General features: G+C 62.1%; 15 protein-coding genes. 11 read left to right on the top strand and 4 right to left on the bottom strand.

The features are described from left to right. The first annotated feature begins 5 nt into the window (after positions 1–5). Positions 6–1,436: a dihydroxyacetone kinase phosphoryl donor subunit DhaM gene (gene dhaM / locus ACJ8IN_RS21585; protein WP_060439223.1), complete on the top strand. Its 1,431-nt coding sequence runs from the start codon at positions 6–8 to the stop codon at positions 1,434–1,436. 4 nt (positions 1,437–1,440) lie between these two features. Here the strand turns inward: dhaM and dhaR are convergent, their stop codons facing one another. Together dhaR and hasF are read right to left on the bottom strand one after the other, a co-directional pair. Next, positions 1,441–3,390, bottom strand: a complete 1,950-nt coding sequence (gene dhaR, locus ACJ8IN_RS21580; protein ID WP_060439222.1) for a dihydroxyacetone kinase operon transcriptional regulator DhaR — start codon at positions 3,388–3,390, stop codon at positions 1,441–1,443. A 150-nt stretch (positions 3,391–3,540) separates the two neighbouring features. Further along, positions 3,541–5,058, bottom strand: a complete 1,518-nt coding sequence (gene hasF / locus ACJ8IN_RS21575) for a multidrug efflux transporter outer membrane subunit HasF (protein ID WP_060439221.1) — start codon at positions 5,056–5,058, stop codon at positions 3,541–3,543. Between the two features lie 347 nt (positions 5,059–5,405). Here hasF and nudF point away from each other — a divergent pair, with 347 nt between their 5' ends. From nudF to ACJ8IN_RS21545, 6 genes are all read left to right on the top strand, one after another. Further along, positions 5,406–6,038, top strand: a complete 633-nt coding sequence (gene nudF / locus ACJ8IN_RS21570; RefSeq protein WP_060439220.1) for an ADP-ribose diphosphatase — start codon at positions 5,406–5,408, stop codon at positions 6,036–6,038. Continuing rightward, positions 6,038–6,463, top strand: a complete 426-nt coding sequence (locus ACJ8IN_RS21565; RefSeq protein WP_004937244.1) for a DUF1249 family protein — start codon at positions 6,038–6,040, stop codon at positions 6,461–6,463. The genes nudF and ACJ8IN_RS21565 overlap by 1 nt, the downstream gene beginning before the upstream one ends. Positions 6,464–6,490: 27 nt before the next feature. After that, positions 6,491–7,318 (top strand): 3',5'-cyclic-AMP phosphodiesterase, encoded by an 828-nt coding sequence (cpdA, locus tag ACJ8IN_RS21560; RefSeq protein ID WP_033636061.1) that lies wholly within the window; start codon positions 6,491–6,493, stop codon positions 7,316–7,318. Then, positions 7,318–7,902, top strand: a complete 585-nt coding sequence (gene yqiA, locus ACJ8IN_RS21555) for an esterase YqiA (RefSeq protein WP_025304306.1) — start codon at positions 7,318–7,320, stop codon at positions 7,900–7,902. Before cpdA ends, yqiA begins: the two co-directional genes overlap by 1 nt. 46 nt (positions 7,903–7,948) lie before the next feature. Beyond that, a complete protein-coding gene (parE, locus tag ACJ8IN_RS21550; protein ID WP_025304305.1) occupies positions 7,949–9,844 on the top strand; it encodes a DNA topoisomerase IV subunit B in 1,896 nt (631 codons plus the stop codon). A gap of 83 nt (positions 9,845–9,927) precedes the next feature. Continuing rightward, entirely contained in the window at positions 9,928–10,842 is a 915-nt protein-coding gene (locus tag ACJ8IN_RS21545; RefSeq protein WP_049212936.1) for a LysR substrate-binding domain-containing protein, read from the top strand. 5 nt (positions 10,843–10,847) lie between these two features. Here the strand turns inward: ACJ8IN_RS21545 and ACJ8IN_RS21540 are convergent, their stop codons facing one another. Both ACJ8IN_RS21540 and ACJ8IN_RS21535 read right to left on the bottom strand, forming a co-directional pair. Next, entirely contained in the window at positions 10,848–11,156 is a 309-nt protein-coding gene (locus tag ACJ8IN_RS21540; protein ID WP_033638602.1) for a putative quinol monooxygenase, read from the bottom strand. Positions 11,157–11,189: 33 nt separating this feature from the next. After that, positions 11,190–11,771 (bottom strand): NAD(P)H-dependent oxidoreductase, encoded by a 582-nt coding sequence (locus ACJ8IN_RS21535; RefSeq protein ID WP_060439219.1) that lies wholly within the window; start codon positions 11,769–11,771, stop codon positions 11,190–11,192. A gap of 315 nt (positions 11,772–12,086) precedes the next feature. On the opposite strand from ACJ8IN_RS21535, the gene parC reads away from it, so the two are divergent. The 4 genes from parC to ftsP all read left to right on the top strand — a co-directional run bounded on the left by parC (position 12,087) and on the right by ftsP (position 16,889). Next, entirely contained in the window at positions 12,087–14,360 is a 2,274-nt protein-coding gene (parC, locus tag ACJ8IN_RS21530; protein WP_033636058.1) for a DNA topoisomerase IV subunit A, read from the top strand. Positions 14,361–14,363: 3 nt separating this feature from the next. Further along, the gene (locus ACJ8IN_RS21525) at positions 14,364–14,546 is read left to right on the top strand and encodes a hypothetical protein (protein ID WP_133159880.1); all 183 of its coding nucleotides are present in this window, start codon (positions 14,364–14,366) and stop codon (positions 14,544–14,546) included. Between the two features lie 60 nt (positions 14,547–14,606). Then, positions 14,607–15,341, top strand: coding sequence for a 1-acylglycerol-3-phosphate O-acyltransferase (locus tag ACJ8IN_RS21520; protein WP_033636057.1), 735 nt, complete (start codon positions 14,607–14,609; stop codon positions 15,339–15,341). Between the two features lie 132 nt (positions 15,342–15,473). Next, a complete protein-coding gene (gene ftsP / locus ACJ8IN_RS21515; RefSeq protein ID WP_033654827.1) occupies positions 15,474–16,889 on the top strand; it encodes a cell division protein FtsP in 1,416 nt (471 codons plus the stop codon). Positions 16,890–16,901: the final 12 nt, after the last annotated feature.

Raw genomic sequence — 16,901 nt, 5'->3', positions numbered from 1 at the left:
GCGAGATGATTAATATCGTGGTGGTTTCGCACAGCGCGTTGCTGGCGCGCGGCGTTGAGCAACTGGCGCGGCAGATGATGCGCGGCGACGGCTGCAAACTGGCGCTGGCGGCGGGCGTGGATGACGAGCAGCACCCGATCGGCACGGACGCCGTCAAAGTGATGGAGGCGATCGAAGCGGTCGCCGACGGCGACGGCGTTCTGGTGCTGATGGATCTGGGCAGCGCGCTGCTCAGCGCCGAAACCGCGCTCGATCTGCTGGATCCGGACGTGGCTGTCAAAGTGCGGCTGTGTGCGGCGCCGCTGGTCGAAGGTACGCTGGCGGCGGTGGTGGCCGCCAACTCTGGTGCCGCGCTGGAGCAGGTGGTGGCGGAGGCGCAGGGCGCGCTGCAGGCCAAACAGGCGCAGCTGGGCGAAGGCTCGCCGGCCGCAAAAAGCGCGGCCTTGCCGCTGGCGCAGGGCAAAAGCGCAACCTGGACGGTGCAGAACCCGCATGGGCTGCATGCGCGCCCGGCGGCGCGGTTGGTCGAGGCGCTGGCGCCGTTCAAGGCTGAGCTGGTGCTGGAAAAGCAGGGGCAGTGCATCGATCCGCGCAGCCTCAATCAGCTGGCGCTGCTGCAGGTGCGCCACGGCGACACCATTCGCCTGATCGCCGACGGCGCGCAGGCGGACGAAGCGCTGGCGGCGTTCAAAGCGCTGGCGGAACAACATTTCGGCGAGACGGTTTCCGAGCGGCAGCAGCCTTCGCTGCATGGCATTCCGGTGGCGGAAAGCGTCACCAGCGGGCCGGTGTTCCAGGCCCATAGCTTCTGGCCGCCAGCCGCCGATCGACGAATCGGCGCAGACGAGGTGTTGGGCGAACAGCAACGCCTGCGTGAGGCGCTGCAGCGCACGCTGAGCGATCTGAACCGGCTGGCAGAGCGCACCGGCACGCTGATCGGCAAGCCGCAGGCGGCGATCTTCGGTGCCCACAGCATGCTGCTGGACGATCCGGATCTGCAGCAGGCGGCGTACACCCGCATCGCGCAGCAGTTGTGCAACGCCGAGCAGGCCTGGCGACAGGTGCTGGAGGCGATCGCCGAAGAGTACCGCGAGCTGGATGACGACTACATGCGGGCGCGCGAACTGGACGTGCGCGACATGCTGCGCCGCACGCTGTGCCATCTGCAGGGGCTGCCGTTACCGACGATTGCGCTGGCAGAGCCGTCGATACTGGTGATGGACGAACTGATGCCTTCGGAGGTGGTGATGCTCGACAGGCGGCTGGTGCTCGGCATCTGCCTGAGCGGCGGCAATGCCCTGTCGCACAGCGCCATTCTGGCGAAGGCGATGGGCATGCCGATGGTGGTCGGCATGCAGGATTGCCTGAGCAAAACCCGCAGCGGGCAGAAGGCGATGCTGGACGCCGCGCGCGGGGTACTGCAGCTCAGCCACTAGGCGTTCAGGCGCGCAGCTTGAACTGGCGGATGTCGATCCCGTGCTGTTTGATCTTCCGCCACAGGGTGGTGCGGCCGATGCCCAACAGCTGCGCCATTTCCGTCAGCTGGCCGCGGCTGACGGTCGCCGCGCGCAGGATCGCCTGGCGCTCCATGTCCGTCAGCGTCAGCAGCGGCGCGCCGGGCTGCGGATCGCTTTCCAGCAGCGACGGCTGGCCGAGCAGGTGCGCCGGCAGATCCGCCAATTGGATGTGGTGGCCGTGGCAGATCATTGCCGCGCGCTCCACCACCCCTTTCAGTTCCAAATCGTTGCCCGGCCACAGGTAGAGCGCCAGCTGGGCCATCACTTCGTCATCCACCCGAAAGCGACACTGAAAATGCTGCTCCAGCGTGCGCAGATGGTGTTTGACCAGCAGCGGAATATCGCTCAGCCGCTGGCGCAGCGGCGGGATCTGAATCTCGAACGCCTGCAGGCTGTAAAACAGCTGGCGGCGGAAGCGGTTTTGCTGCACCAGCAGCGGCAGATCGGCGGCGCTGCCGGCGATGACTCGGACATCGACCGGGATCACCCGGCTGGAATTGAGGCGGATCACCACGCCGGTTTTCAGCACCTGCAGCAATGCCGATTGCATCTCCGCCGGCAGGTATTCGATCTGTTCGAGGTACAGCGTGCCGCCGTTGGCCAATTCGAATTTACTCAGCTGGCCCGCCTCTTCTTCGTTGGCGTCGCTGCCCAGCAGTTCACGCAGCCCCTGCGCCTGCGGCAGCAGCTGGCAGTTGAGGGCGATATACGGCCCGGCGGCGCGTTCGCCGGCGTTGTGGATAGCCTGGCTGAGCCGCTCTTTACCAACCCCTTCCTCCCCGCGCAGCAGGATTGGATGCTGGCCCTTGGCCGCCTGCTGCCCGTAACGGATCAGCCGCCGCATCTCCAGCGAGGCGGAGGGCATTTGCTCGAAGCTGTGGCTGACGCGCCCCAACTGGCTGCTGACATACTGGCGTAGCCGCTCGAGCGGGTGCAGCAGGGCGATGAAACTGCAGCGATCGCCGTCGAAAATCGGCTTTAGCGTCAGCAGGGCGGCGATAAACTGCCGCTGGCTTTCGAAGGTGACTTCGACGTGTTGCAGCGGCTGCCGGTCGGCGATAGCGCGCTTGAGCAGGGCGGGCAGCGTCAGCAGCTGCGCCAGCGGTTTGCCCTGGCTCTGCTGCTCGTCCAGCTTCAGCAGGGCGGCGGCGCGCTGGTTGATATATTGCAGGTAGCCACGGTGATCCCAGGCCATGACGCCGTCGTCCACGCCGTCCAGCAGGCCGTAAAGCTGGTTAAGATGGCGGTTGGATTCCGCCAGCAGGCCGTCGGCGTTCAGCGAATTGCCGATTTCGCGAGCGATGGCCAGCGTCAGCGACAGATCGCCGGCGGCGCAGTCGGCCAGCAGGCAGCCCAGCGCGATCGAGCCGCGTTGGCGGCCGCTGTTGTCGTAGACCGGCGTCGCGCAGAATGACCAGCCGTGCAGCGCCCGGCGCACGTGCTCCTCGCCGCTCACCCGCACCGGGTGGCCTTCCGTCGCCGCCAGCGCCGGGGCGTTGGTGCCGATCTGCCCCTCGGCCCAGTAAGCGCCGGGGGCGAACCCCAATGGCTGCAACAGCTCCCAGGTTTGGGTGTCGCCGCAGCGCCACAGCATGCAGCCGCTCTCGTCGAGGATCATCAACAGGCAACGACGCGGCTCCATGTATTCGCAGGCGTCCTCCAGCGCCGCCTGGCCGAGCGTCAGCAGGTCGTTCTTGCGGCGGCAAATCGATTCGAAGGTGGCGCCCTGGGCGCGGTGCGGTGCTTGCCAGACGTCGGGCTGCATCAGGCTGCGGCAGCGCAGCCAGGAGGCGTAAACCGCCTGTGTCGGGCGCAGCGGCGGCGGCAGTTCGCCGTCGTTAATCAAGCGCTGCCAGCGTGAATCGTTGTCCATCGAACCTCACCAGACTGCGAAAACGAGAGTGACGATGATACCACCTGGCACAGCGGCGGCTGTGAGGCGGCGGGCAGAAGTGGGGGAAATCGGGGCAAAAAAAACGGGGCGCGGCGCAGGCCGGACCCCGTATTTATCAACGCGTGCGCATCAGTTGCGGAATGGGTTGCCGCTCTGGCGAGCCGGTTGGCTGGTGGTGACGGCCGGCGCGGATGCGCGAGTGGCCGCCGGTACCGGCGCCGCGGTTTGCTGCATCGGCGCATTGTCCTGATAGCCGTCTGCATAGGCGTCCTGCGCGCGATTCTGCGGCGCCACGGCGTCAGGTGCGGTCGACACCGGTTTGCCCAACGCGCCGTTCAGCAGCAGCAAATCGTTCTGGTTCAGCGTGCCGAGCGCCGACTTGATGTTCAGCTGGTTGATCAGATAGGTATAACGCGCGTCGGACAGCTGACGTTTGGCGTTATACAGCGTGGTGGTGGCGTCCAGCACGTCGACGATGGTGCGGGTACCGACCTGATAACCGGCTTCCATCGCGTCCAGGGAGCTTTGCGCGGAGATCACCGCCTGTTTGTAGGCGTTGATGCTGCTGATCGAGGCGTTAACGTTGTTGAACGACGAACGCACGGTCTGCACCACGCTGCGGTGTGAGCTTTCCAACTGCTCGCTGGCGCCGACGAAGCCGTACTGCGCTTGTTTGACCTGCGAGTTGGTCGCGCCGCCGCTGTACAGCGGCAGGTTGAAGCTGATGCCGACCTTATTTTGGCCCGCATCGGAGTCGCTGTAGCGTGCGGCATTCGCGCCGCCGGTGTTGGAGCCGTTGTATTTGGTATTGCTGATGCCGGTTGACGCGCTGACGTCAATCGTCGGCATATAGCCGGTTTGGGCTGCGCGGATTTGCTCGCGCGCCAGGTCCTGGCTCAGACGGGCGGACAGCAGGCTCAGGTTGCGCGCTTCCGCTTCTTTCAGCAGGTTGTTCACCGCTTCCGGGCGCTGGGTACTGAAGCGATCGGTATTCAACGAGGCCAGCTCCGGGTAGAAGGCCCCGGTCACCTGGCGCAGCGTTTCCAGCGCGTTATCCAGATCGTTGCGGGCGGAGACTTCCGCCGCCAGCACGGTGTCATAGTTCGAGCGGGCGTTCTGCACGTCGGTGATCGCCACCAGGCCCACGTTGAAGCGCTGGGTGGTTTGATCCAGCGTGCGGTATACCGCATCTTTCTGCGCCTGGGTATAGGACAGCGTGTCGATCGCCTTCAGCACGTTGAAGTAGGCGGTGGCGGTGTTGAGAATCAGCGACTGCTCAGCGGTCTGGAAGGTGACGTCGGAGATGCCGGCGGTCTTTTCCTGCAGCGTCAGCTGGCGCCATTTCGACATGTCGAAAATAGTTTGCGTCAGCGCCAACGAACCGCTGGTCACGTTGCTGTTAACGCCATTGCTGTCACGATAACCGTTGGTGTAATCGTAACCTGCGGTTAAACCGAGCTGCGGCAGCAACGGGCTGCGCGCTTCATTGATCTTTTCGAATGCGGCGTCGCGGTCAGCAGCACTTTTGCGCAGATCCGGGTTACTTTCCCTGGCCTGTTTGTAGACCTGCAGCAGGTTCTCTGCCTGGCTCATTGCACTGAAGCCGCCCAGGCTCAGTCCGATAAGAAGGGGGAGCAGTTTCTTCATTTGCATTCCTTGTTGTGCAGCAATATTGCTATGTTAGCGCTGACGATAGACGAAATAGTTGCCGATTCTAGCAGAGTCTGGGGTACGCATCAGGTGGCTGAATGTGCCATCTCACGTAACTTTTACCTTTCAGACCGCCCATTTACCTTGGCGTACTGCCCGGGTCGACTGCAGCTGATATTATGGCTGACAATCCGGATTGTTTCCCGCTATTACCTGCGAGCGCACAAACGTGCCGCATCCGGCGGCGGAAAACAGCCTAACATAAAGCCGCGGCGGAGAGTCCCGCTGTTTCTGTCATCAAAACCGATTATTTTATCGGCATACTCAAGCAGGAGAATTCGCGCATGAACCGTTCGCAGCCGTCGCCCGTTACTTTCGAGAAAAAAGATGTAGAAATTATTGCACGCGAGACGCTGTACCGTGGTTTTTTTTCACTCAATTTATACCGGTTTCGCCATCGGTTGTTCAATGGCGAAATGAGCCCTGAAATCACGCGTGAAATTTTTGAACGCGGCCATGCGGCGGTGCTGCTGCCCTACGATCCGGTGCGCGACGAGGTTGTGCTGATTGAACAACTGCGCATCGCCGCGGTTGATACCAGCCATTCGCCCTGGCTGCTGGAAATGGTGGCGGGTATGATCGAGACCGGCGAAAGCGTCGAGGACGTGTGCCGCCGCGAAGCGCAGGAGGAGGCCGGCGTGGTGGTCGGGCGCTGCAAGCCGGTGCTGAGCTACCTGGCCAGCCCCGGCGGCACCAGCGAACGTCTGTCGATCATGGTCGGCGAGGTGGACGCCGGCACCGCTGAGGGCATCCACGGCCTGGTGGAAGAACATGAAGATATCCGCGTCCACGTGGTCAGCCGTGAGCAGGCTTACCGCTGGGTTGAGGAGGGCGCGATCGATAACGCCGCATCAGTGATTGCATTGCAATGGCTGGCGTTGCACCATGAATCGTTGAGAAAAGAGTGGGCCAACTAATGAAACAGCGCTATACCCCTGATTTCCCCGAAATGATGAGATTGTGCGAAACCAACTTCGCGCAATTGCGCCGCTTGCTGCCGCGCAACGACGAAGCGGGCGAAACGGTGACTTATCAGGTGAACGGCGCCGGCTATCGTTTGACCATCGTTGAGTCCACGCGTTACACGTCGCTGGTGGAGATCGAGCAGATCTTTCCGGCGGTCAGCTACTGGAGCCTGCCCGCGATGACGGTGCGGCTGTACCATGACGCCATGGTTGCGGAAGTGTGTTCCAGTCAGCAGATCTATCGCTTTAAAGCGCGTTATGATTATCCTAATAAAAAGTTGCATCAACGCGACGAAAAGCATCAAATTAACCAGTTTCTTGCTGATTGGCTGCGCTACTGTTTGGCGCATGGAGCGATGGCGGTTCCGGTTTGTTAGACAGACTGAAATAACAAAGGACACCATTTGGAAAGCCTGTTTAAACTGCCCGTGGCGAGTGGGGCCGCGGTCAGGATTCTACAAATAACAGATACCCACCTTTTTGCCGGCGAACACGAGACGTTGCTCGGCATCAATACCTATCGCAGCTATCACGCGGTGCTGGACGCCATCCAGGCGCAGCGCCGCGACGTCGATTTGATCGTCGCCACGGGAGATTTGGCGCAGGATCATTCGCAAGAGGCCTACCGCCACTTCGCCGCCGGCATCGCGCAATTGCCGGCTCCCTGCGTGTGGCTGCCGGGCAACCATGATTTTCAACCGGCGATGGTCGATGCGTTGGCCGCCGCCGGCATCGCGCCTTCCAAACAGGTGCTGCTGGGCGACAGCTGGCAGGTGCTGATGCTGGACAGCCAGGTGTTCGGCGTGCCGCACGGCGAATTGAGCGAATACCAGCTCGAGTGGATGGAGCGCTGCCTGCAGGCTCACCCCGAGCGCTATACGCTGTTGCTGCTGCACCATCATCCGCTGCCTTCCGGCTGCACCTGGCTCGATCAGCACAGCCTGCGCAACCCGCATATGCTGGGCGCGATCCTGCTGCGTTATCCGAAAGTGAATACCGTGGTGTGCGGGCACATTCACCAGGATCTGGATCTGGAATGGCAGGGCCGACGCCTGTTGGCGACGCCGTCCACCTGCGTGCAATTCAAGCCGCACTGCACGAACTTCACCATTGACGACGTCTCCCCCGGCTGGCGCTACCTCGATCTGCTGCCGGACGGCCGCGTCGAGACGCAGGTGTTCCGCCTGGAAAACGACGATTTCCGCCCCGATATGGACTCGGATGGATACTGATGCCTTCGACACTGCTCTACCTGCACGGTTTCAACAGTTCGCCGCAGTCGGCCAAGGCGGTGGCCTTCAAGGCCTGGCTGGCCGAGCACCATCCCGATATCGAAATGCTGGTGCCGCAACTGCCGGCCTTTCCGGCGGAGGCCGCCGAGATGCTGGAGAATATGGTGCTGGAGCGCGCCGGCCAAACGCTCGGGCTGGTCGGTTCATCGCTGGGCGGCTATTACGCCACCTGGCTGTCGCAGTGTTTTTCGCTGCCGGCGGTGGTGGTCAACCCGGCGGTCAAGCCGTTTGAGCTGCTGGTCGACTATCTCGGCGCCAACGAGAACCCCTACACCGGCCAGCAATATGTGTTAGAGTCTCGGCACGTTTACGATCTGAAAGTGATGCAGATCGATCCCTTGGAGTCGCCGGATTTAATCTGGCTGCTGCAGCAAACGGGCGATGAAATTCTCGATTACGGCCAGGCCGTGGCGTATTACACCGCGTGTCGGCAAACGGTGGAGTCGGGTGGAAACCACGCCTTCGTCGGTTTCGAGCACTACTTCCCCCAGATTGTGGATTTTTTAGGGCTAAACGCGGTCTGACGGACCGTTCCGGCACCTCCCTTTAACCACGAAAAAATAATCAACGATGACTCAATCCAGCTATAACGCTGATGCCATTGAAGTACTCAGCGGTCTAGAACCAGTGCGCCGTCGTCCCGGCATGTATACCGACACGACGCGCCCAAACCACCTCGGCCAAGAGGTGATCGATAACAGCGTCGACGAAGCGTTGGCCGGTCACGCCAAGCGCATCGACGTGATTTTGCACGCCGATCAGTCGCTGGAAGTGATCGACGACGGCCGCGGCATGCCGGTGGACATCCACCCGGAAGAGGGCGTGCCGGCGGTTGAGTTGATCCTGTGCCGGCTGCACGCCGGCGGTAAATTCTCGAATAAAAACTACCAGTTCTCCGGCGGCCTGCACGGCGTGGGGATCTCGGTGGTCAACGCCCTGTCGAAGCGGGTGGAAGTCAACGTGCGCCGCGACGGCAACGTCTACGGCATCGCCTTCGAAAACGGCGACAAGGTGCAAGATCTGACGGTGACCGGCACCTGCGGCAAACGCAACACCGGCACCAGCGTGCACTTCTGGCCGGATGAGCAGTTCTTCGACAGCCCGCGCTTCTCGGTATCGCGCCTGACTCACCTGCTGAAAGCCAAAGCGGTGCTGTGCCCCGGCGTCGAGATCTATTTCATCGACAAGGTGAACAACACCGAACAGCGCTGGTGCTATCAGGACGGCCTGACCGACTACCTGATGGAGGCGGTCAACGGCCTGATCACCCTGCCGGAAGCGCCGTTCGTCGGCAATTTCGCCGGGGACACCGAAGCGGTGGACTGGGCGCTGCTGTGGCTGCCGGAAGGCGGCGAGCTGCTGACCGAAAGCTACGTCAACCTGATCCCGACCATGCAGGGCGGCACCCACGTCAACGGCCTGCGTCAGGGGCTGTTGGACGCGATGCGCGAGTTCTGCGAATTCCGCAACATTCTGCCGCGCGGCGTGAAGCTGTCGGCGGAGGATATCTGGGATCGCTGCGCCTACGTGCTGTCGGTGAAGATGCAGGATCCGCAGTTCGCCGGGCAGACCAAAGAGCGTCTCTCCTCGCGCCAGTGCGCGGCCTTCGTTTCCGGCGTGGTGAAAGACGCCTTCAGCCTGTGGCTGAACCAGAACGTTCAGGCGGCGGAACAGCTGGCCGAGCTGGCGATCTCCAGCGCCCAGCGCCGCCTGCGCGCCGCCAAGAAAGTGGTGCGCAAAAAGCTGACCAGCGGGCCGGCGCTGCCGGGCAAGCTGGCGGACTGCACCTCGCAGGATCTGGCCATGACCGAACTGTTCCTGGTGGAAGGGGACTCGGCGGGCGGATCGGCCAAGCAGGCGCGCGATCGTGAATATCAGGCGATCATGCCGCTCAAGGGCAAGATCCTGAACACCTGGGAAGTCTCCTCGGACGAAGTGCTCGCCTCGCAGGAAGTGCACGACATTTCCGTGGCGATCGGCATCGATCCGGACAGCGAAGATCTCAGCCAGCTGCGCTACGGCAAAATCTGCATCCTGGCGGATGCGGACTCCGACGGCCTGCACATCGCCACGCTGCTGTGCGCGCTGTTCGTGCGCCACTTCCGTTCGCTGGTGAAAGGCGGCCACGTCTATGTCGCCATGCCGCCGCTGTACCGTATCGATCTCGGTAAAGAGGTGTTCTACGCGCTGGATGAAGAAGAGAAAGCCGGCGTGCTGGAACAGCTGAAGCGCAAGAAGGGCAAGCCGAACGTACAGCGCTTTAAAGGGCTGGGCGAGATGAACCCGCTGCAGCTGCGCGAAACCACCCTCGATCCGAACACCCGCCGTCTGGTGCAACTGACGGTGGCAGAGGATGACGTCGATCAGACGCTGGCGGTGATGGACATGCTGTTGGCCAAGAAGCGTTCGGAAGATCGCCGCAACTGGCTGCAAGACAAGGGCGACATGGCCGAGTTGGCGGTCTGAGCCTGACCCTGGCCCGGTGAAACGCCGGGCCTGCTTTCCCGCAGGGCGTTGCATGCGGCGCCCGTCAACCTGGGGCGAACCGCGTGAAGATCACCCTCGAAGAGCTGCTGGCGTTCACTGCGGTGGTCGACAGCGGTTCGGTCACCGCCGCCGCCGATCGGCTCGGCCAAACCACCTCCGGCGTCAGCCGCGCACTCAGCCGCCTGGAAACGAAACTCGACGCTACGCTCTTGCGCCGCACCACGCGTCGCCTGAGCCTGACCGAAGAAGGGCAGAGCTTCCTGGCGCCTGCGCGCGAAATACTGCGTTCGGTGGATCAGGCCGAAGAACTGATGGCGCTGCGGCGCCAGCTGCCCGCCGGTCGGCTGCGGGTCAACGCCGCCGCCCCTTTCATGGCGCACGTGCTGGTGCCGATGGTGGCGGAGTTCCGCCGTCGTTATCCGCAGATTGAGCTGGAGTTGGACACCGACGATCGCAATATCGACCTGTTGGAGAAACGCGCCGATATCGCGATCCGCATCGGCGCGCTGCGTGACTCCACGCTGCATGCGCGCCTGCTGGGGCACAGCCGGTTGCGCATCCTCGCCAGCCCGGATTACCTGCAACGGCATGGCGAACCGCGCGGCGTGGAAGATCTGCACCGCCATTGCCTGTTGGGATTCACCTACCCGGAATCGCTGAACCAGTGGCCGCTGCGTTACCGGCAGGCGCGGCATTTCGCCATCGAACCGACGATCTCGGCCTCCAGCGGGGAGACGCTGCGTGAGTTGGCGCTGCGCGGAGCGGGCATTGTACAGCTGGCGGACTTCATGACGCGACGCGATCGGGAAGCGGGCAGGCTGGTACCGCTGTTGGTGCGGGAGACGCTGGACGTGCGTCAGCCGATCAACGCGGTGTATTACCACGACGCCCAGCTGGCAGCGCGCCTCACCTGTTTTCTCGACTACGTCAGCGCCCGCCTTGAGGGAGAGCCGCCAGAGGCCGCAGAGGGCCTCTGAAGGGATTACAGCGCGTTTTCCAGCACGTAGATCTCGGTGCCCAGCACGTAGTCCTTGATGGTCTCGCGGTGCTTGAGCATATGGTCGATCTGCAGGTGTTTTTCCAGATGCGCCTGGCTTTGCCATTTTTCCAGCATAAACACCGAATCCGGCGACAGTTTCTGCCAGGGAGCCTGCGTGTGGCTGTCTACCATCGGCGTGTATTCGCCGCAGCCTTCTTCCGCCAGCACCAGCGGCACCAGTTTTTCAATGGCTTGTAACACGGTGGCGCGGTGGCCGGGTTTGACTTTGATTTCTGCGATTACGGTGATCATTATTACCTCGTTGGTTAAGCCCTTCGCTGCCAGTTAAGCAAAAATTCCCGCCAGATGCTCGCGATAACGTGCGATGTCCGTTTCGATATCCGGTTGTTTTATCACGTCATTGCAGATAAAGGTCGGCAAGGCTTCCATCCCCAGGAACTGATTGGCCTTGTGGAAGTGCAGGTAAACGCCGTCGACGCCGACGCCGTGGAAGAACTGGTTCGGATCGGTGAAGGCTTCGAGCGGGGCGTTCCAGGTCAGGCTCAGCAGGTATTTTTTGCCCTGAGTCAGGCCGCCGGAGCCGTACTTCTTGCCGGCGTCGGAGCGGGTGCGGCCATCGCTGGCGTACAGGCTGCCGTGGCCGGCGGTGAACACTTCGTCGATGTATTTTTTCAGGATCCACGGCTCGCCCATCCACCAACCCGGCATCTGATAGATGACCGCGTCGGCCCACAGGTATTTCTGCACTTCGGCTTCGATATCATAGCCGTCGTCGACCACCGTGACCTGCACCTCGTGCTGCAGATCGCGCAGGAAGCTTTCCGCCACGTCGCTCAGGGTTTGGTTGAGTTCGCCGTTGGAATGGCCGAATTGCTTTTTAGCGTTGATAATCAGGATATTGCTCATCTTTTGCGTCTCCCGTCAGAGTTAAGATAGATGCCGTTTTCCGCTGCGGTGCGCAAAAACAGCTTGCTGAACGAGAGTGTAATCGCTGACCAGGCAAGTAAAAACGTGACGACAGACACAACAGTGTTGATTCTTAATCAACAATCGCGATGGAATTTTGCCTAAACGTCCCGGCGGCAGCGCCTTCGGCCGGCGATCCTTGCGCCAACTGTGACAGCCACCCCGCAGATGGGTTACTATCGCGGGCAGAGTCGACAAGCGATGCCTTATTGTCGTCCAGGGATTGCCAAGCCACGGTCTGAGGATAATTGAGTAATGAGTGATCTGACTCATGATGGTGTAGAGCGTTTACCGCTGCACACATTCACTGAAAACGCCTATCTGAACTATTCCATGTACGTCATCATGGATCGGGCGTTGCCGTACATTGGCGACGGTTTGAAGCCGGTACAACGCCGCATCATCTACGCCATGTCTGAGCTGGGGCTGAACAACAGCGCCAAATTCAAGAAATCCGCCCGCACCGTGGGCGACGTGCTGGGTAAATACCACCCGCATGGCGACAGCGCGTGTTATGAAGCCATGGTGCTGATGGCGCAGCCGTTCTCGTACCGCTATCCGCTGGTGGACGGCCAGGGGAACTGGGGGGCGCCGGACGATCCCAAGTCGTTTGCGGCGATGCGTTATACCGAATCGCGCCTCTCCAAATACGCCGAAGTGCTGCTGGCCGAGCTGGGGCAGGGCACCGTCGACTGGATCCCGAACTTTGACGGCACGCTGCAAGAGCCGAAGATGTTGCCGGCGCGCCTGCCGAACATCCTGCTGAACGGCACCACCGGCATCGCCGTCGGCATGGCGACCGACATTCCGCCGCACAACGTGCGCGAAGTCGCCGCCGCTGCGGTGGCGCTGCTCGACAAGCCGGGCGCCTCGCTCGACGATCTGCTCGAATTCGTGCAGGGGCCGGACTTCCCGACCGAAGCCGAGATCATCACCCCGCGCGACGAAATCCGCAAAATTTACCAGAGCGGGCGCGGCTCGGTGCGCATGCGCGCCGTGTGGAAGAAAGAAGACGGCAGCGCGGTGATCACCGCCTTGCCGCACCAGGTGTCCGGCGCCAAGGTGCTGGAGCAGATCGCCAGCCAGATGCGCGCCAAGAAGCTGCCGATGGTCGAAGATCTGCGCGATGAATCCGACCACGAAAACCCGACGCGCCTGGTGATCGTGCCGCGCTCCAACCGTATCGATCTGGAACAGGTGATGAACCACCTGTTTGCCACCACCGATCTGGAACGCAGCTACCGCATCAACATGAACATGATCGGTCTGGATAACCGCCCGCAGGTCAAAGGGCTGGTGGAGATCCTCACCGAATGGCTGGCCTACCGTCGCGACACGGTGCGCCGCCGCCTGAACTACCGCCTCGAGAAGGTGCTGAAACGCCTGCATATCCTCGAAGGTTTGCTGGTGGCGTTCCTCAATATCGACGAGGTGATCCACATCATCCGCAGCGAAGATGAGCCGAAGCCGGTGCTGATGCAGCGTTTCGGCATCTCCGATACCCAGGCGGAAGCGATCCTCGAGCTGAAACTGCGTCACCTGGCCAAGCTGGAAGAGGTCAAGATCCGCGGTGAGCAGGATGAGTTGGCGAAAGAGCGCGATCAGCTGCAGGCGCTGCTGGCGTCCGAGCGCAAGCTGAACACGCTGATCAAGAAAGAGATCCAGGCCGATGCGCAGACCTACGGCGACGATCGCCGTTCGCCGCTGACCGAGCGTGCGGAGGCCAAGGCGATGAGCGAGCACGACTTCGTGCCGTCCGAGCCGGTGACCATCGTGCTGTCGGAAATGGGCTGGGTGCGCAGCGCCAAGGGCCACGACATCGATCCGGCCGGCCTGAGCTACAAGGCCGGCGACAGCTTCCGCGGCGCGGCGCGCGGCAAGAGCAACCAGCCGGTGGTATTCATCGACTCCACCGGGCGCAGCTATGCACTCGATCCGATGACGCTGCCTTCAGCGCGCGGGCAGGGCGAGCCGCTGACCGGCAAGCTGACGCCGCCGCCGGGCGCCACCATTGAGCAAGTGCTGATGGCGGCCGACGATCAGAAGCTGCTGATGGCGTCCGATGCCGGTTACGGCTTCGTTTGCACCTTCAACGATTTGGTGGCGCGCAACCGCGCCGGCAAGGTGATGATCACGCTGCCGGACAACGCCAGGGCGCTGCCGCCGATGGAAATCCACGGCGCAGACGACATGCTGCTGTCGATCACCGCCGCCGGGCGCATGCTGATGTTCCCGGTCGCCGATCTGCCGCAGCTGTCGAAGGGCAAAGGCAACAAGATCGTCTCCATTCCGGCAGCCCAGGCGGCGGCCGGTGACGACAAGCTGGCCTGGCTGTTCGTGCTGCCGCCGCAGGCGTCCGTCACGCTGCACGTCGGCAAACGCAAGCTGACGCTGCGGCCGGAGGATTTGCAGAAGTTCCGCGCCGAGCGCGGGCGCAAGGGCACCCAGCTGCCGCGCGGCCTGCAGCGCATCGATCGCGTCGAAGTGGATGCGCCGGTGCGGGCGTCGGGCGGCGACAGCGAAGAGTAAGCGTTGACGCCAGCGTTAACGGGCGGTCGCAGCATGCTGTGGCCGCCTTATTTATTTTTACTGGCGTTTATTTTCCAAATAGTTAACATTTCTGCGCATAAAATTATTGTGCGTATTGCCGGCTGGCGGGAAAATAGCGAGAAAGGCAGGCGACATCGGCGTGCTTATCGCCTGGCCGGCAAATAATGAGTAAAGGAATCTGCGCAGCGAAGTAAACTGCGTTGGCAGTGTGCTAATGAGGTTGTTATGTTATTGATTTTGCGTGCCGTTCTCGCCACTCTTTTCTGTATTCTGGTGTGTATTTTCGGTTCTGTTTATTGCTTGTTCAGCCCGCGCAATCCCCGCCATGTGGCGACCTTCGGCCACCTTTTCGGCCGCCTGTCGACGCTGTTCGGCATCAAGGTTGAAACCCGCGTGCCGGCCGATGCGGCCAACAACGGCAACTGCATCTATATCGCCAACCACCAAAATAACTACGACATGGTGACGGCCGCCAATATCGTGCAGCCACGCACCGTGACCGTCGGTAAAAAAAGTCTGGTGTGGATCCCGTTTTTCGGCCCGCTGTATTGGCTGACCGGTAATCTGCTGATAGATCGTGATAATCGCGCCAAGGCGCACGGCACCATCGCCCAGGTGGCGGAGCAGTTCAAAAAGAAAGACATTTCGATCTGGATGTTCCCGGAAGGGACCCGCAGCCGCGGTCGCGGGCTGATGCCGTTTAAAACCGGCGCGTTCCACGCGGCCATCGCCGCCGGCGTGCCGATTGTGCCGATCTGCGTATCGACCACCAGCGGTAATATAAATCTTAATCGCTGGAATAACGGTCACGTGATCGTCGAGATGTTGGCGCCGGTGGATACCAGCAAATACGGCAAAGAAAACGTGCGCGAGCTGGCGGCGCATTGCCGCGAGCTGATGGAGGCGAAAATCGCCCAATTGGACGCCGAAGTCGCCCAGCGCAACGCCGCCAAAAAATAACAGTCTACCGGCTTCAAAGAATACGTTTTTAATTGGCGTTCAGCGCCGTTAACGCCTGAGCGCCTGCTAATCTTGATTGGCGGGCGTTTGGGTTTTGCACACGGTTTAGTTATTGCTTTTCATGGAGAAAATATGTCACTCAGTCGACGTCAGTTTATACAGGCATCGGGCCTGGCGCTGTGCGCGAGCGCCGTGCCGCTGAGGGCAGAGGCGAGCGGAACGCAGACCCCATTACCCATCCCTCCACTGCTGGAGTCTCGCCGCGGTCAGCCGCTGTTCCTGACCCTGCAGCGCGCCCACTGGGCGTTTATGGATAACCGAAAGGCGGCGGTGTGGGGTATCAACGGCATGTATTTGGGGCCGACGGTGCGGGTTTACAGCGGTGACGACGTCAAACTGATCTACAGCAACCGCCTGCAGGAGCCGGTGGCGATGACCATCAGCGGTCTGCAGGTGCCGGGCACGCTGATGGGCGGCGCGCCGCGCATGATGTCGCCCAACGTCGACTGGTCGCCGGTGCTGCCTATTCGTCAGGCGGCGGCCACCTGCTGGTACCACGCCAATACGCCGAACCGCATGGCGCCGCACGTATACAACGGGCTGGCCGGGCTGTGGCTGGTGGAGGATGCCGTCAGCAAAGCGCTGCCGCTGCCCAACCACTACGGCGTCGACGATTTCCCGCTGATCATTCAGGACAAGCGCTTCGATAACTTCGGCACGCCGCAATACGATGCGCCGTCGCAGGGCGGTTTCGTCGGCGATACGCTGTTGGTCAACGGCGTGCAAAATCCGTATGTCGAGGTGTCGCGCGGCTGGGTGCGTTTGCGCCTGCTCAACGCCTCCAACGCGCGCCGCTATACCCTGCAGCTCAGCGACGGGCGCCCATTCAACGTGATCGCCAGCGATCAGGGCTTCCTGCCCGCGCCGGTCGCGGTGCAGCAGCTGTCGCTGGCGCCGGGCGAACGCCGGGAAGTGCTGATCGACATGTCGAAGGGCGAGGAGGTGACCATCACCGCCGGTGAAGCGGCGGGCATCATGGATCGCCTGCGCGGCCTGTTCGAGCCGTCGAGCATTCTGGTGTCCACCCAGGTGCTGACGCTGCGCCCGACCGGCCTGCTGCCGCTGGTGACCGACAACCTGCCGATGCGCCTGCTGGCGGATCAGCTGTTGGACGGCAGCGCCAGCCGCACCCGCGATTTCCGCCTGGGCGACGGCGGCGTCGGCATCAACGGCGCGATTTGGGACATGAACCGCATCGACGTGCAGGCGCAGCAAGGCACCTGGGAACGCTGGAACATTCATGCGGATACGCCGCAGTCGTTCCATATTCAGGGCGTGCAGTTCCTGATCAAACGCGTCAACGGCGCGCAGCCGATGGCGGAAGATCGCGGCTGGAAGGACACCGTCTGGGTCGATGGCGACGTCGAGCTGCTGGTGTATTTCAACCAACCTACCTCCGAACACTTCCCGTTCCTGTATTACAGCCAGACGTTGGAGATGGCCGATCGCGGCACCGCCGGCCAGCTGATGGTGCAGCCGACGATGTAATCTGCGCTGCGG

It is taken from the genome of Serratia sp. CY31944 (assembly GCF_052169175.1).
Lineage (GTDB): Bacteria > Pseudomonadota > Gammaproteobacteria > Enterobacterales > Enterobacteriaceae > Serratia > Serratia sarumanii.
This window is presented reverse-complemented; position numbering and strand designations above follow the sequence as displayed.

Bases quoted from the DNA above. Each gene is read 5' to 3' on its own strand.
- ACJ8IN_RS21540 (WP_033638602.1), bottom strand. From the start codon at position 11,156: ATGATCACCGTAATCGCAGAAATCAAAGTCAAACCCGGCCACCGCGCC.
- dhaR (WP_060439222.1), bottom strand. From the start codon at position 3,390: ATGGACAACGATTCACGCTGGCAGCGCTTGATTAACGACGGCGAACTG.
- yqiA (WP_025304306.1), top strand. From the start codon at position 7,318: ATGCCTTCGACACTGCTCTACCTGCACGGTTTCAACAGTTCGCCGCAG.
- hasF (WP_060439221.1), bottom strand. From the start codon at position 5,058: ATGAAGAAACTGCTCCCCCTTCTTATCGGACTGAGCCTGGGCGGCTTC.
- parE (WP_025304305.1), top strand. From the start codon at position 7,949: ATGACTCAATCCAGCTATAACGCTGATGCCATTGAAGTACTCAGCGGT.
- dhaM (WP_060439223.1), top strand. From the start codon at position 6: ATGATTAATATCGTGGTGGTTTCGCACAGCGCGTTGCTGGCGCGCGGC.
- ACJ8IN_RS21565 (WP_004937244.1), top strand. From the start codon at position 6,038: ATGAAACAGCGCTATACCCCTGATTTCCCCGAAATGATGAGATTGTGC.
- ACJ8IN_RS21535 (WP_060439219.1), bottom strand. From the start codon at position 11,771: ATGAGCAATATCCTGATTATCAACGCTAAAAAGCAATTCGGCCATTCC.
- ftsP (WP_033654827.1), top strand. From the start codon at position 15,474: ATGTCACTCAGTCGACGTCAGTTTATACAGGCATCGGGCCTGGCGCTG.
- ACJ8IN_RS21520 (WP_033636057.1), top strand. From the start codon at position 14,607: ATGTTATTGATTTTGCGTGCCGTTCTCGCCACTCTTTTCTGTATTCTG.
- parC (WP_033636058.1), top strand. From the start codon at position 12,087: ATGAGTGATCTGACTCATGATGGTGTAGAGCGTTTACCGCTGCACACA.
- nudF (WP_060439220.1), top strand. From the start codon at position 5,406: ATGAACCGTTCGCAGCCGTCGCCCGTTACTTTCGAGAAAAAAGATGTA.